Origin of the sequence: Rhizobium tibeticum (assembly GCF_900110205.1) — a bacterium.
Taxonomy (GTDB): domain Bacteria; phylum Pseudomonadota; class Alphaproteobacteria; order Rhizobiales; family Rhizobiaceae; genus Rhizobium; species Rhizobium tibeticum.
On record NZ_FOCV01000014.1, the window covers coordinates 47575 to 61346 of the forward strand.

Here is a 13772-nt window from a genome sequence, read left to right on the forward strand (position 1 = left end):
TTTTCGCATTTCGGACGGAAATTCCGACTGTTCCGTCATGCCGTTTGATGTATTGAAAACACTCCAAGACAGCATGCGGCAGCTCGGAGGCGACGATGGATCATCAGGAAAAGTCCAAGACGGAAAAGAATTTGGCAGGTGGAAGCCTCGACGAGCAAGCGCTCTACTTTCACCGCTATCCCCGTCCGGGCAAGCTCGAAATCCAGGCGATCAAACCGCTCGGCAACCAGCGCGACTTGGCGCTCGCCTATTCCCCGGGTGTTGCAGCACCATGCCTGGCGATCCGCGATAATCCCGAAACGGCCGCCGACTACACCTCGCGCGCCAATCTGGTTGCAGTCATTTCCAACGGCACGGCCGTTCTCGGCCTCGGCAATATCGGTCCGCTTGCCTCAAAGCCAGTCATGGAAGGCAAGGCCGTCCTTTTCAAGAAATTCGCAAACATCGACGTCTTCGACATCGAAGTCGAGGCACCGAGTGTCGATCAGATGGTCTCCACCGTCGCCTCGCTCGAGCCGACCTTCGGCGGCATCAATCTCGAGGATATCAAGGCGCCGGAATGTTTCGAGATCGAGCGTCGGCTCCGCGAGACCATGAAGATCCCGGTTTTCCACGATGACCAGCATGGTACCGCCATCATCGTCGCTGCCGCTATCCTCAATGGCCTGGAACTGGCGAACAAGAAGATTGACGAGGTCAAAATCGTTGCCTCAGGCGCCGGCGCGGCAGCACTTGCTTGCCTCAACCTCCTCGTCACGCTGGGTGCCAAGCGGGAAAATATCTGGGTCCACGACATCGAAGGTCTCGTCTACGAAGGCCGCGCCGAATTGATGGACGAGTGGAAAAGCGTCTATGCCCAGAAGAGCGACACGCGCACGCTCGCCGAAAACATCGGCGGCGCCGACGTCTTCCTTGGCCTTTCCGCCGCCGGCGTGCTGAAGCCGGAATTGCTCGCGCAGATGGCCGAAAACCCGCTGATCATGGCGCTCGCCAACCCGACGCCGGAGATCATGCCCGATCTCGCCCGCGCTGCCCGCCCCGATGCGATGATCTGCACCGGTCGTTCCGACTTCCCGAACCAGGTGAACAACGTTCTCTGCTTCCCCTACATTTTCCGCGGGGCGCTCGATTGCGGCGCAGTGACGATCAACGAAGAAATGAAGATGGCCGCCGTGCGCGCCATTGCCGCCCTTGCACGCGAGGAACCATCTGATGTCGCAGCCCGCGCTTATTCGGGCGAGACACCGGTCTTCGGTCCGAACTATCTGATCCCCTCGCCCTTCGATCCGCGCCTGATCCTGCGCATTGCCCCGGCAGTTGCGAGAGCCGCTGCCGAGAGCGGTGTCGCGTTGCGTCCGATCATCGATTTTGACGCCTATCTCGATCAGCTCAATCGCTTCGTCTTCCGGTCCGGCTTCATCATGAAACCGATCTTTGCGGCGGCCAAGAACGCCGAGCGCAAGCGGGTTATCTTCTCCGAAGGCGAGGATGAGCGCGTCCTGCGTGCCGCACAGGTCCTGCTCGAAGAAGGCATTGCCGAGCCGATTCTGATCGGCCGTCCATCGGTCATCGAAACCCGCCTGCAGCGTTACGGTCTGCGCATCCGCCCGCTTGCAGATTTCGACGTGATCAATCCGGAAGACGATCCGCGCTTCCGCGAATACGTCGATCTTTACTTCTCGCTGGTCGGACGGCGTGGCGTCATTCCGGAAGCGGCCCGCACGATCGTGCGTACGAACACGACGGTCATTGGCGCTTTGGCGCTAAAGCGCGGTGAAGCTGATGCGCTCATCTGTGGCCTGGAAGGCCGCTACGAGAAGCATCTGCGCGATGTCCGCCAGATCATCGGCAAGAGGCAAGACGTTTGCGACTTCTCGGCGCTCAGCCTGCTGATCTCGCAACGCGGTGCTACTTTCTTCACCGACACCTACGTTACATTCAATCCGAGCGCCGAAGAGATTGCCGAGTCCGCAATACTCGCCGCAGAGGAAATCAAGCGCTTCGGCATCACGCCGCGCGCTGCCCTCGTATCCCACTCGAACTTCGGTTCGCGTGAATCCGAGAGCGCGACGAAGATGCGCGCTGCGCTTCAGCTGGTGCGCGAGGCTGCGCCGGAACTGGAAGTCGACGGGGAAATGCACGGCGAAAGCGCAATCTCCGACGCCCTGCGCAAGCGCGTCATGCCCGATACGACACTGCATGACGAAGCCAACCTGCTGGTCTTTCCGAATCTCGATGCGGCCAACATCACATTGGGCGTTGTAAAGTCGATGATCGATGGACTGCATGTCGGGCCGATCCTGCTTGGCGCGGCACTGCCGGCGCACATCCTGGCGCCTTCGGTGACCTCCCGCGGCGTGGTCAACATGGCCGCCCTCGCCGTCGTCGAGGCTTCACAGCCAGCGTGATTTGCGGCAGATCGAGAAAATGCGTTAAGGTTCCGACTGCAGCTTGTTGCGACAAGCGGGCTAGCAATGAAGGCGCGGCAGGACGCCGCGCCTGATGACCCTGGTATTTGCTCACCGATGGGACGATGCCTTGAAGCGCTGGATTCTGTCACTCACAGCCGCCCTTGCTCTGACCGGGCCGACCCATGCCCAGATGCCGGCGATCTGTGGCGACCTGCGCGGCCGCCTCGCCGACCTGCCGCAGATCATCGGCAGCACGCCCGAAGTGCGCAAATATGCCAGCGCCATAGCCGAACAAAACCTTGAACTTCGCAAACTCCGGAGCGATCTGCGCCAAAACGGCTGCACGAGCGGCAGCATGGTCGTGATCGGCGATGATGACGGATACTGTGGCGAACTCGAGCGCGCCGAAGCCAAGATGGTCGACAACATCCGTTATCTGCAGCAGCGTCGCGACGAACTGCGCGGCAAGAGTGAGGATGTGCGCATGAGGAACGAGCTTCTTGCAGCGCTCGACGATAATGGCTGCAACGAGGAGCAGTGGCCCGCTGACACCGGCCAAGGATATGCGCCTCCACCCAGCATCGAAGATCAGGCGTTGCGGAACGACACGTTCATTCCCTTGGGTGGCGATCCAAGCCAGCGTCGTTATGGTCTCCCGGGCATGTCGCCGCTCTCTCATCTGAACACCGTATGCGTGCGAAGCTGTGACGGCGGCTTCTTTCCATTGAGCTCGAACGCAACATCCCAAGACTTTGCCCGCGACGCCGACACCTGCTCGAAGATGTGTCCCGGCATCGAAACCGAGCTCTTCTATCATGACGTCTCCAGCACCGAGACATCGCAGATGATCTCCGCGACGACAGGCGCTCCTTACACCGCCATGCCGAATGCGTTCGCTTACAAGAACCGCAAGCCCGGCGAAAAATCGTCCTGCAGTTGCGATCTGAACGCTTACTACGAGCGGATGCGAAAAAACCAATCGATCAGCCAACCGCCACAACAGGGATCGATCACAACGATCGAAACCAAGAATCCCGAGATGGAGAGCCATGCCGTCGCACCGGCCGCGCCGCAGCCTCAGGTGCCGGACAGGCCCTATGATCCGGCAGGCAGCAAGGTGCGCCAGATCGGCCCGCAGTTCCTTGCCGGCGACCAAGGCACGATCGACCTCAAGAACCCGGCAAAGCCAGGCCCCCAGCCGCAGCAACAATAGGCTGCATCATTCCGTTGAATTGCCCCAAAGATCCATGAAGACAAGCTCCTCGAGCGGCAGGCGCTGGCGCCATCCTTTGACCGCCAGCTCCGGCTGTTGATAGAGCTGATCGACGTAACCGACGCAGAGCCAGGCAACGATCTCGACCCGCTCCGGAACGCCGAGAATCCTTTTGATATCGGACTCGTGAAAGATGCTCACCCAGCCGACCCCCACGCCTTCGGCGCGGGCTGCGAGCCACAGATTCTGTACGGCGCAGACCGTGGAGTAGGAATCCATTCGTGGGTTGTGCGTTCGGCCAAGAACGACATCGCCGCAGCGATTGGGATCACAGGTGACGCAAATGCTGAGCGGTGCGGCTCGGATGCCCTCCAGCTTCAGCGACCGGTAGAGCTGCTGTCGCTCCCCCTGAAACATCTCGCCGGCCTCGCGGTTGGCGTAGTCGAACGCCTGCCACACCGCCTCCTTCACCTGCTGATCGCGCACCAGAATGAAATTCCAAGGCTGCATGAACCCGACGGACGGCGCGTGATGCGCAGCCGACAAAAGCCTGATGATGACGTCATCCGGTATGGGGTCCGGGAGAAATTCCGAACGTACGTCACGACGCGTCAAGATCGCCTTGTATACGGCGTCACGCTCCTCTGTCGAAAAGGCTGCGGCTCCCGACAGGGAGCCTGAATTGTCTGGTCGCATCGTCAATCCCCAACAACACAACCGCCCGCCGTCCACGCGGGTCAGTCTATGATGTCGGGCCGGTCTTCTGACTTGGCGTCATCCAGCTGCCGCGCCTTCCCGATACTGGACCAGTGGCTTGTTGCGGCAGTCGTCAGCTTTACAGCGTTGGGCACGTTTCGGTCTTTCACCGAATTCCCGATTCTCCCGCCTGAGACGGGCACCCGACGGAGGGTCTATGCCGCGAAACATCTGTCGATGCAATCCTTCATGCTGAGATCGGGTAGTACCGCACATAGGCGAACTCATCGCCCGACGGCGACCAATTCGGCACGTTGATCGTTCCCTGCCCACCAAAGAGTTTGAAGAGCGTCGTCAGGTTGCCGCCATCCATATCCATCAGCCGCAGACGAACATCGAGATCGCGCGGGTGGTCGAAGACGTCGGGGTCGTAGGAGAGGATCAGGACCTTGTCGTTGTTGGGCGACGGATGAGCAAACCAATTGCCGTAGTTGTCGCTGGTGATCTGTTCGAGGCCGGTTCCATCCGGATGAATGCGCCAGATCTGCATGAGGCCCGTGCGGCTGGAATTGAAGTAGATCCACTGGCCGTCGGCTGAATAATCTGGCCCGTCGTTGCGCCCCTCGCCGCGTGTCAACCGTTTTTCTTCGCCGCCGTCTACGGAAATCGTGTAGATGTCGAATAGGTCGTCGCGGATGCCGCAATAGGCGAGATCCTTCCCGTCGGGCGACCAGCCGTGCCAATAGGACGGCTGATTTTGCGTCACCAGACGCGGCGCGCCGCCTTCTGCCGGAAGCACATAGATCGTCGATTTCCCGAACTCGGTCTTGTCGGAAATGACGATCTGACGGCCGTCAGGCGAGATTCCGTGATCGTTGTTGCAGGCCGCGGCAAAGCCGGTATCGACTTTCTCGACCTTGCCCGAACCGTCAAGCGCCAGGCGGTAGAGAAGCCCGTCACCGTTCAGCAGAAGATAGTCTCCATCCGGCGAAAAGTTTGGCGCTTCCACCAGTTGCGTGGTTTGCCAGACAACGCGCGTCTGGCCTGTTTTGATGTTGTAGATCTCGATGGAACTTCTCAATCTGAATCCTCCTGACATCGAATTCGCCAGACCTACGACGGCTCCCCGCTCAGGACAAGCAAGTGAACCGAATTGGGCATCCGCGGACGGCGCCCGTTGGGCGAGCGGCGCTTTATCCACCGATCACAAATGCGGGAAACATAGCGGTTCATCTAGCGTTCATGACGAAGGTGTGACAGTTCGATGAAGCTTTTATGACGTTGGAGTTTCTTAGTTGATCGCGTTGGTAATGAGGTCCGCAGCGGCAGCGCGTTTCGCGTCGCTTTCCACTGGGGTCAGGGGAAGCGTCCAATCGCCAGCTTTACGCGCTGCGCTCGGAATTTGCCTTTCGGCCCTGATTGCACTCTTCGCCACCGTAGCGGTCGAAATAATCGCCCGTGACGGGCTCGCCGATGTGCGCGAATTCCTGACATCGCCGGTACGCCCCGGCATGACAACGGTCGTGATGTTGACCGTCCTGATGCTCTCGCTGGACGCTGCCCTGGGAAGACGATTCATTTCGGCGTTGATCGTTCTGCCGCTGGTGCTCGTTCCCGCCATCGTCTCCAGCCAGAAGCAGCATTATCTCACGGACCCCCTATACCCATCCGACGTCCTTTTTGGGCGCCAGATCATGGAGTTGCTTCCCGTGATGGCGCGTGACCGGCCGTGGACAGCGGTTACCATGGTCGTTGGCATCGTTCTTTCCGCGGGCGCGATGGCCGTCCTCTGGCATTTTGCTTGGCGCCGCTGTCCGCGGCTCTCGAGGACTTCCCAACTGCGTCAACTCTGTATCGGCTTACCTGTTATCGCGGCTTTTGGCGCGTTGATGGATTATTCCAAATACTCCTACATACGCGATCGCCTTCAGGTCGTGCCGATGATGTGGGATCAGAAGGAAAACTACCGCAGCAACGGCTTCATCCTCGCCTTCATCTTCAACATTCCGATGGCCGACGTGGCAGCGCCGGTCGGCTTCGGTACGCAGGCGCTTGATGCTATTCCGACCCGCAACTACGGCTATCTCAGCGGCCCGCGCGAAAAGCCCGACGTGATCATGCTGATGAGTGAATCCTTCTGGGATCCGACCCGGCTGAAGACTCTCACCCTGTCGCCGGATCCCATGCCGACTATCAGGGCCGAGCAGTCGGGCCATGTCTTCTCACCCGAGTTTGGCGGCATGACCGCCAACGTCGAATTCGAGGCACTGACGGGCTTCTCGAATGCCTTCCTGCCCTATGGCAGCATTCCCTACCAGCAGTATATTCGCAGCAACATCCCCTCGCTTGCGACGTTCTTCCGCGGCGAAGGCTATGCCGCGCGGTCTCTGCATCCATTCAGCGGCTGGTTCTGGAACCGCAACGAAGTCTACAAGGACTTCGGTTTCGAGCAGTTCCGCTCTGAAGAAACCATGCCTCCGATGGAAAAGAGGGGCCTCTTCGCTTCGGACGAGTCCCTTATGAAGGAGATCATGAACGAGGCCGACGGTATTGATCGTCCGTTCTTCTTCTTTGGTGTCACTCTGCAGGGACATGGTCCCTACGAGCCGAACCGTTACGTACACAACACCGTCGACATCAAGGGCAACCTGAACGATGCGGACCGGGCAACGCTGGCCACCTATACGCAAGGGATCAAGGAAGCCGACGACAGCCTCAAGATGCTGATGAATTGGGCCGACAAGCGCGATCGCGAGACGATCATCGTCCTCTGGGGCGATCACCTTCCGCCGCTCGGCAACGTCTACATGGCGACCGGCTACATGCCCGACCAGGTTGCAACGCGCAAGGCATCGGTCAGCGTCATGAAGCAGGAGCACGAGACGCCGCTCGTCATCTGGTCCAACAAGAAAGGCAGCAAGAAGGATGTGGGTACGATCAGCCCGTCGCTCCTTCCCTACCATCTTCTAAAGTTCGCCGGCTTCGAGCATCCCTACTACACGGGCTTTCTCGGCCGCGTGCAGAAGAAGTACAGCGTCATCGATCGCTATCAGCTGATAGCGCGCGACAACACGCCGTCGCCCGATTGGGTTTTGAAACCGAAGAGCCTCGATCCTCTCGTACGGGACTATCGATACCTCCAGCACGACATCATGTTCGGCAAGGCTCAGACGCTCGATCGCTTCTTCCCACAGCATGCGTGGCTGTATGCGCAAGGCACGTAAAAGAGCGGCACAAGCCCGCATTGCAATTTGAAAACATTACGGAATACTGGCGCCCGAGCGATCTAGCATTCGGAGTCGGCCATGCATAACCTATCGGACCTCATCCACCATCACTTCGACAAACCTGCTGATGAACTCGGCGAAATCGAGAAGCGCGTTCTCGCAAAAGCCCATGAGCGCAAAATAATCTCGACGGACATTAACGCGGCCTTGCAGGCGGAATCGTCCGCTGGAGAGCGCCTGGCGGATTCGATTGCCCGCATCGGCGGCTCTTGGTCGTTCATTGTCGCCTTCTTCCTGTTCCTGGCCTTCTGGTGTGTCGTAAATACCGTCGTCCTGTTCACCCGCGCCTTCGATCCCTATCCCTTTATCTTTCTCAATCTCGTGCTCTCGATGCTTGCCGCAATCCAGGCTCCCATCATCATGATGTCGCAGAACCGGCAAGCAGAGCGCGATCGCTTCGAGGCGGCGAAAGACTACGAAGTCAATCTCAAAGCAGAACTCGAGGTTCTCTCCCTGCATCAGAAGATAGACATGCGGGTGCTCACCGAAATTGCAGCATTGCGCGAAGACATCGAGCGACTGAACCAGCGCCTGCCAAGTTGACGAAATGATCCCGGGCCGTAGAATTTAACTATACCGAGCAATTAACAACTTGCTCACCAAGTTCCGCATTGAAACACCGTCACAAATGTAAGAGGAGCAACTGAAACCAATTCTATCCGACCGCGAAGACGATGTTCACTTGCCGACTGCATACGCGCGATGAAATCCTTTATCACCCCTTGTTTCTGTCGATCGAGCGTCAGATCGCGCTTCATCTTATCGGCATTCACAAACGCGCTCCTCGTCTTGCCCGCCTCGCCGCCTCGCACCAAAAGTGGCTGCTGACGCAGACGCTGTTTGCCATGCATACCGGACGCGATCGAGGCAATCCCGTTTCAGGGCTTACGGCTGGTCGCATGATGCAGGTCGCCAAGGAGTTTGACCTCGCCAGCAAGAATACGGCAGCCTCGTTCCTTGCCGAACTCATCGCCTACAAATTTCTGCGGGATGCTCCTGATGAAACGCCCGATCGGCGCCTGCGTCGCCTCGAGACGACCGAGGTCAGCGAGGAAGCCATGGCCTCGTGGTTCCTGGGGCATATGGCCTGTCTTGATCAGCTCGACGACGGCAATCGTGCCAGTCTAACCGCGGACGAGCCCCGGCTGTTTCATCTCGCGCAGCCGCGTGCTGCACGCGCCCTCATAAAGGAGCCGATCTGGAAGGAGCCACGGAGCAGTATTGGCCACTTCCTCTGGTCCGATGTCGGCGGCCTCGTGCTACACGATCTGGTCAGCCGCCTCCCCGACGATGCGCGGGAGCACAAGCGCGTCCTGCTAGTGGGCGTGAGTATCAGCGAACTCGCAAATGAGTTCGGCATCTCCCTCACCAATGTGAAGCGGATGTTCAAGCGCGCCGAAACGGATAACCTGCTTGGCTGGGAAAGCCCTCGCAACCGCGGTGCGCTCTGGCTTTCCCGGACATTCATCGAAGACTATTTCCACTGGCAATCCGCAAAGTTCGCCGAACTGGACAGCGCGATCCACTGGGCCGCCAGTCAGATCCGCTAGCACACTACCCAACAGCGACCCGGGTTGGAGACGCTCGGCATCAAGTCCGGCGAAGCCGAGTAGACACTACCGACGCCCGGCCCACGTCTGTCCTAGTCCAATAAAAAAGCCCGGCGTCGGCCGGGCTCCTTTTCTTCCGTCTTGTTTGATCAGCCGTTGACGGCCATCCGCTTTTCGTCGCGGCCGCCCTTCATGCGCTCGGCCAGCAGGAAGGCAAGCTCCAGCGCCTGGTCGGCGTTGAGACGCGGGTCGCAATGCGTGTGGTAGCGATCGTGCAGATCCTCTGCCGTCACTGCACGGGCGCCGCCGGTGCATTCTGTGACATCCTTGCCGGTCATCTCGATGTGGATGCCGCCGGGATGCGAGCCCTCGGCGCGATGGATCTGGAAGAAGCTTTCGACTTCCGATAGGATCCGCTCGAACGGACGTGTCTTGTAGCTGTTGAGCGTGATCGTGTTGCCATGCATCGGATCGCAGGACCAAACGACCTTGCGGCCTTCGCGTTCGACCGCACGGATGAGGCGCGGCAGATGATCGGCGACCTTGTCGTGTCCAAAGCGGCAGATCAGTGTCAGCCGGCCCGCTTCGTTCTGCGGATTGAGGATATCGATCAGGTTCAGGAGGTCGTCCGCCTGCAGCGACGGACCGCACTTGAGGCCGATCGGGTTTTTGATGCCACGGCAATATTCGACATGCGCGTGATCAGCCTGACGGGTGCGGTCGCCGATCCAGATCATGTGACCGGAGGTCGCGTACCAGTCGCCGGACGTCGAGTCGACGCGCGTCAGCGCTTCTTCATAGCCAAGCAGCAGCGCTTCATGGCTCGTGAAGAAATCCGTCTCGCGTAGGCTCGGATTGTTTTCCGAGGTGATGCCGATCGCCTTCATGAAGTCCATGGTTTCGCTGATGCGGCCGGCAAGCTTGCGGTAACGCTCGCCCTGCGGGCTATCCTTGACGAAACCGAGCATCCACTGATGCACGTTCTCGAGGTTGGCATAGCCACCCATAGCAAAGGCGCGCAGCAGGTTCAACGTCGCTGCCGACTGGCGGTAGGCCATCGCCTGGCGCTCCGGGTTCGGAATACGCGCTTCCTCGGTGAACTCGATGCCGTTGACGATGTCGCCGCGGTAGCTCGGCAGCGAAACGCCGTTCTGCGTCTCGATCCCGGAGGATCGCGGCTTGGCGAATTGACCGGCGATGCGGCCGACCTTGACGACTGGCAACTGCGCACCGAACGTCAATACGACGGCCATCTGCAGGAACGCGCGAAAGAAGTCGCGGATGTTGTCCGCGCCATGCTCGGCGAAGCTCTCGGCACAGTCCCCGCCCTGCAGCAGGAAACCGTTACCCTCGGCAACATTGGCAAGGTGCTTCTTGAGACGGCGCGCTTCGCCCGCAAAAACGAGCGGCGGATAGGATGCGAGCTGGGCTTCCGTTGCTGCCAATGCCGCCTGGTCCGGATAGTCCGGAACCTGCTGGATCGGTTTTTGCCGCCAACTGCTCGGAGTCCAATTCTGTGCCATCTCACTCACCTGTTCCAGCATCCGGTCCAGTCCGGATGTTCCGTCCTAAAAATGTTGGGCGGCTTATAAACCTTTAGCGCCATCTTGCATAGCGGCGTTCCGCTCTTTGGCGCGACCGATTCAATCGACGAACAACGACCGGTATAAAGGAATTCGGCGACGTGTTTTCAAACAGTGGGCGTGCGATTAACGATCAATATACCAAGACAGTTTGTATCTAATTTAAGCTTATACCGTAGAAACCCATCAATTCTGATGGGGCGTCATGAGGACTCCCGCTTGAACACCGATGGCATGGTGGAACCGTGGGATTGATTTCGTGCGCAGCTTGTATCGTTTCTGTACAGACCGTTCTGGCAATTTCGGCATGCTAACAGCCATCCTGATGGTGCCGCTCATCGGATCCGCAGGCGTGGCCGTCGACTTCGCGCACGCGCTTAGCCTCCGCACGCAGCTCTACGCGGCGGCCGACGCTGCTGCCGTCGGCGCGATTTCAGAGAAGTCGGCTGCAGCCGCCGCCGCAATGAAGATGACCAGCGACGGGCCGATCTCGGCCGGACAGGACGACGCGCGAAACATTTTCGTTGGCCAGATGCAGGGCGAACTGACGGCAAGCCAGGTCGCCGTCAATGTCCAGGTCAGCCGCGCATCCAACAAGCTCAACTCCGCGGTTACCTTTACTGCGTCGATCCCGACGACGTTCATGCAGATCTTCGGTCGCAAGAGCGTCGACATATCAGGCACCGCAACGGCAATGTTTCAGACGGCCTCGTTCATGGATTTCTACATCCTGATCGACAATACGCCCTCGATGGGTGTTGGCGCCACGCCTGCGGATGTCGCGAAAATGGAGAGCAAGACGCCCGATACCTGCGCTTTCGCGTGCCACGTCGTGTCTGAAGCCGGCGTCGAGGATAAGAACAGCTATTATAATATCGCCCGCAACAACGACGTCACACTCCGCGTAGACGTTGTGCGACAGGCGACCCAGAAACTGACCGAAACGGCTAAGACCGAGCGGGCCTCCGACAACCAGTTCAGAATGGGTGTCTACACCTTCGGCAAGAAGGCGGAGGACGCAACCCTGACAACGATTTCCGAGCCGATCACCGACCTTGCCAAGGTCGCAAGCTATACGAACGCCGTCACTTTGATGTCTATTCCGAGACAGGGCTATAACAACGACCAGCAAACGAGCTTCGACAACTCGCTGACGCAGATGAACAAGATCATTTCGACGCCGGGCGATGGCAGCACCGAAGCCCAGCCGCAGAAGATCTTGTTCTTCGTGTCGGACGGTGTCGGTGACAGCAAGAAGTCGAATTGCACGAAACCGAAGACCGGCGAGCGCTGCCAGGAGCCGATAGACATCTCCTTCTGCAAGTCGCTGAAGGATCGCGGCGTCAAGATCGCAGTGCTCTACACCACCTACCTGCCGCTGCCGAAAAACAGCTGGTACAACACCTGGATCAAGCCTTTCCAGAACGAAATCCCGACGAAGATGCAGAGCTGCGCTTCGCCCGGTCTCTACTTCGAGGTCACGCCGACGCAGGGCATCACAGATGCCATGCAGGCGCTCTTCCTCAAGGTCATCCGTACGCCCCGCATCACCAGCTGATCGGCGTCACACGCGGATGCCATCTCGTATGCGGTAGCTCGGAGCATACATCGTGACGAGCTCTTCTGCCGCCGTGGGATGCACAGCCATCGTGCGGTCGAAATCGTCCTTGGTGCAGCCGGCTTTGAGCGCAATGCCGAGGATCTGCGCCATTTCTCCGGCATCGTGGCCGAGGATATGCGCTCCGACGACCTTCCGACCGGAGGCGTCGACAATCAGCTTCATGATCATCTTCTCGCCACGCCCTGACAGGGTCGCCTTCAGAGGACGAAACTGCGCACGGTAGACCTCGAGTTCCTTGTAGCGCTTGCCCGCCTCCTCCTCGGTCAGCCCGACGGTACCGATCTCAGGCTGCGAGAAGACTGCCGTTGCGATCGTTTCGTGATCCGGCTTGGTCGGGTTATCCTTATACTCGGTCTCGATGAAGCACATCGCCTCGTGGATCGCCACCGGCGTCAACTGTATCCTGTCGGTGACATCGCCAAGCGCGTAGATGTTCGGGACGCTGGTGCGCGAATATTCGTCGACCACCACCGCTCCGCGCTCGTCAGTGTTCACGCCGGCCGCTTCCAGGCCGAGACCTTCGGTATTAGCGATGCGCCCAAGCGCCAGCATCACGACATCGGCTGTCAGCGTGCCGTTGTTCAGCGTCTCAACGGAAAGACGACCATCCTGCCTCGATACCTTCTCCAGCGTGTCGTGGCAGAGAATACGGATGCCCTTGGCGGACATCGCCTCGTGCAACCCTTGGCGAAGGTCCTGATCGAAGCGAGAAAGGATCTCCGCGCCACGGTAGATCAGTGTCGTCTCCACGCCGAGGCCATGGAAAATATTAGCAAATTCCACCGCGATGTAACCGCCGCCGGCAATCACGATCGACTTCGGGAGCTCGTCCAGATGGAAGGCCTCGTTGGACGATATGCAGAGTTCATTGCCCGGCAATGCCATGTGCGGGTTCGGCCGGCCACCGGTTGCGATCACGATCGTCCTGGCGGTCACCGTCTTGCCGGTGTTGATCAGTCGAACCGTATGGGCATCGACGAGCTCGGCCCGCGTTTCCAGAATTTCTGCGTTCGCCCCCGCAAGCCCCTTCTTGTAGAGCCCTTCCAATCGCGCAATCTCGGCATCCTTCGCGGCAATCAGCTTCTTCCAATCGAACGAACTCTCGCCCACCGTCCAGCCGAAGCCGGCGGCATCCTCGAAGTGCTCGTGGAACTGAGCAGCGTAGACGAAAAGCTTCTTGGGTACGCAACCACGGATCACGCATGTTCCGCCGTAGCGGTATTCCTCTGCGATCGCGACCTTCTTACCGAGAACGGCTGCAACGCGGGCACTGCGAACACCCCCTGAGCCACCGCCAATGACAAAGAGATCGTAGTCGTAGGACGTCATGAGAAACTCCAGATGGAATCGGCTGGTGAGGTGAAAGTGATATAGTATCGACCGCCGCAAAAACAAAAGCCCGGACGATGCC

At 59.2% G+C, this 13772-nt stretch carries 10 protein-coding genes and 1 riboswitch; of the genes, 6 read left to right on the plus strand and 4 right to left on the minus strand.

All coding sequences use genetic code 11. From position 1 onward, the window contains the following. Positions 1-95 precede the first annotated feature (95 nt). Entirely contained in the window at positions 96-2408 is a 2313-nt protein-coding gene (locus BSG20_RS16765) for an NADP-dependent malic enzyme (RefSeq protein WP_072376923.1), read from the plus strand. Between the two features lie 130 nt (positions 2409-2538). Then, complete coding sequence (locus BSG20_RS16770; RefSeq protein WP_072377000.1) at positions 2539-3624, plus strand: DUF2865 domain-containing protein; 1086 nt, start codon at positions 2539-2541, stop codon at positions 3622-3624. 6 nt (positions 3625-3630) lie between these two features. On the opposite strand, the gene bluB is transcribed toward BSG20_RS16770, so the two are convergent. Both bluB and BSG20_RS16780 read right to left on the minus strand, forming a co-directional pair. Further along, positions 3631-4320: a 5,6-dimethylbenzimidazole synthase gene (bluB, locus tag BSG20_RS16775; RefSeq protein WP_072376921.1), complete on the minus strand. Its 690-nt coding sequence runs from the start codon at positions 4318-4320 to the stop codon at positions 3631-3633. 40 nt (positions 4321-4360) lie between these two features. Then, a riboswitch (cobalamin riboswitch) is annotated at positions 4361-4542 on the minus strand. 25 nt (positions 4543-4567) lie between these two features. Continuing rightward, complete coding sequence (locus tag BSG20_RS16780) at positions 4568-5401, minus strand: TolB family protein (RefSeq protein ID WP_072376919.1); 834 nt, start codon at positions 5399-5401, stop codon at positions 4568-4570. Between the two features lie 214 nt (positions 5402-5615). Here BSG20_RS16780 and BSG20_RS16785 point away from each other — a divergent pair, with 214 nt between their 5' ends. The 3 genes from BSG20_RS16785 to BSG20_RS16795 all read left to right on the plus strand — a co-directional run bounded on the left by BSG20_RS16785 (position 5616) and on the right by BSG20_RS16795 (position 9157). After that, positions 5616-7544 carry an LTA synthase family protein gene (locus BSG20_RS16785; RefSeq protein ID WP_072376917.1) on the plus strand — a complete coding sequence of 643 codons (1929 nt, stop codon included), beginning with the start codon at positions 5616-5618 and terminating at the stop codon, positions 7542-7544. A gap of 81 nt (positions 7545-7625) precedes the next feature. Beyond that, a complete protein-coding gene (locus BSG20_RS16790; RefSeq protein ID WP_072376915.1) occupies positions 7626-8150 on the plus strand; it encodes a DUF1003 domain-containing protein in 525 nt (174 codons plus the stop codon). Between the two features lie 131 nt (positions 8151-8281). Then, positions 8282-9157: a hypothetical protein gene (locus tag BSG20_RS16795; RefSeq protein WP_072376913.1), complete on the plus strand. Its 876-nt coding sequence runs from the start codon at positions 8282-8284 to the stop codon at positions 9155-9157. A 149-nt stretch (positions 9158-9306) separates the two neighbouring features. On the opposite strand, the gene BSG20_RS16800 is transcribed toward BSG20_RS16795, so the two are convergent. Continuing rightward, positions 9307-10680, minus strand: a complete 1374-nt coding sequence (locus tag BSG20_RS16800) for a class II 3-deoxy-7-phosphoheptulonate synthase (protein WP_072376998.1) — start codon at positions 10678-10680, stop codon at positions 9307-9309. Positions 10681-10969: 289 nt separating this feature from the next. On the opposite strand from BSG20_RS16800, the gene BSG20_RS16805 reads away from it, so the two are divergent. After that, complete coding sequence (locus BSG20_RS16805; protein ID WP_072376911.1) at positions 10970-12298, plus strand: TadE/TadG family type IV pilus assembly protein; 1329 nt, start codon at positions 10970-10972, stop codon at positions 12296-12298. A 6-nt stretch (positions 12299-12304) separates the two neighbouring features. Here the strand turns inward: BSG20_RS16805 and gor are convergent, their stop codons facing one another. Continuing rightward, the gene (gene gor, locus BSG20_RS16810) at positions 12305-13690 is read right to left on the minus strand and encodes a glutathione-disulfide reductase (protein ID WP_072376909.1); all 1386 of its coding nucleotides are present in this window, start codon (positions 13688-13690) and stop codon (positions 12305-12307) included. Between the last annotated feature and the right edge of the window lie 82 nt (positions 13691-13772).

Excerpts from the sequence above, each read along its gene's own strand:
- BSG20_RS16765 (WP_072376923.1), top strand. The coding sequence starts at position 96 with ATGGATCATCAGGAAAAGTCCAAGACGGAAAAGAATTTGGCAGGTGGA.
- bluB (WP_072376921.1), bottom strand. The coding sequence starts at position 4,320 with ATGCGACCAGACAATTCAGGCTCCCTGTCGGGAGCCGCAGCCTTTTCG.
- BSG20_RS16790 (WP_072376915.1), top strand. The coding sequence starts at position 7,626 with ATGCATAACCTATCGGACCTCATCCACCATCACTTCGACAAACCTGCT.
- BSG20_RS16795 (WP_072376913.1), top strand. The coding sequence starts at position 8,282 with ATGTTCACTTGCCGACTGCATACGCGCGATGAAATCCTTTATCACCCC.
- BSG20_RS16800 (WP_072376998.1), bottom strand. The coding sequence starts at position 10,680 with ATGGCACAGAATTGGACTCCGAGCAGTTGGCGGCAAAAACCGATCCAG.
- BSG20_RS16805 (WP_072376911.1), top strand. The coding sequence starts at position 10,970 with ATGGCATGGTGGAACCGTGGGATTGATTTCGTGCGCAGCTTGTATCGT.
- gor (WP_072376909.1), bottom strand. The coding sequence starts at position 13,690 with ATGACGTCCTACGACTACGATCTCTTTGTCATTGGCGGTGGCTCAGGG.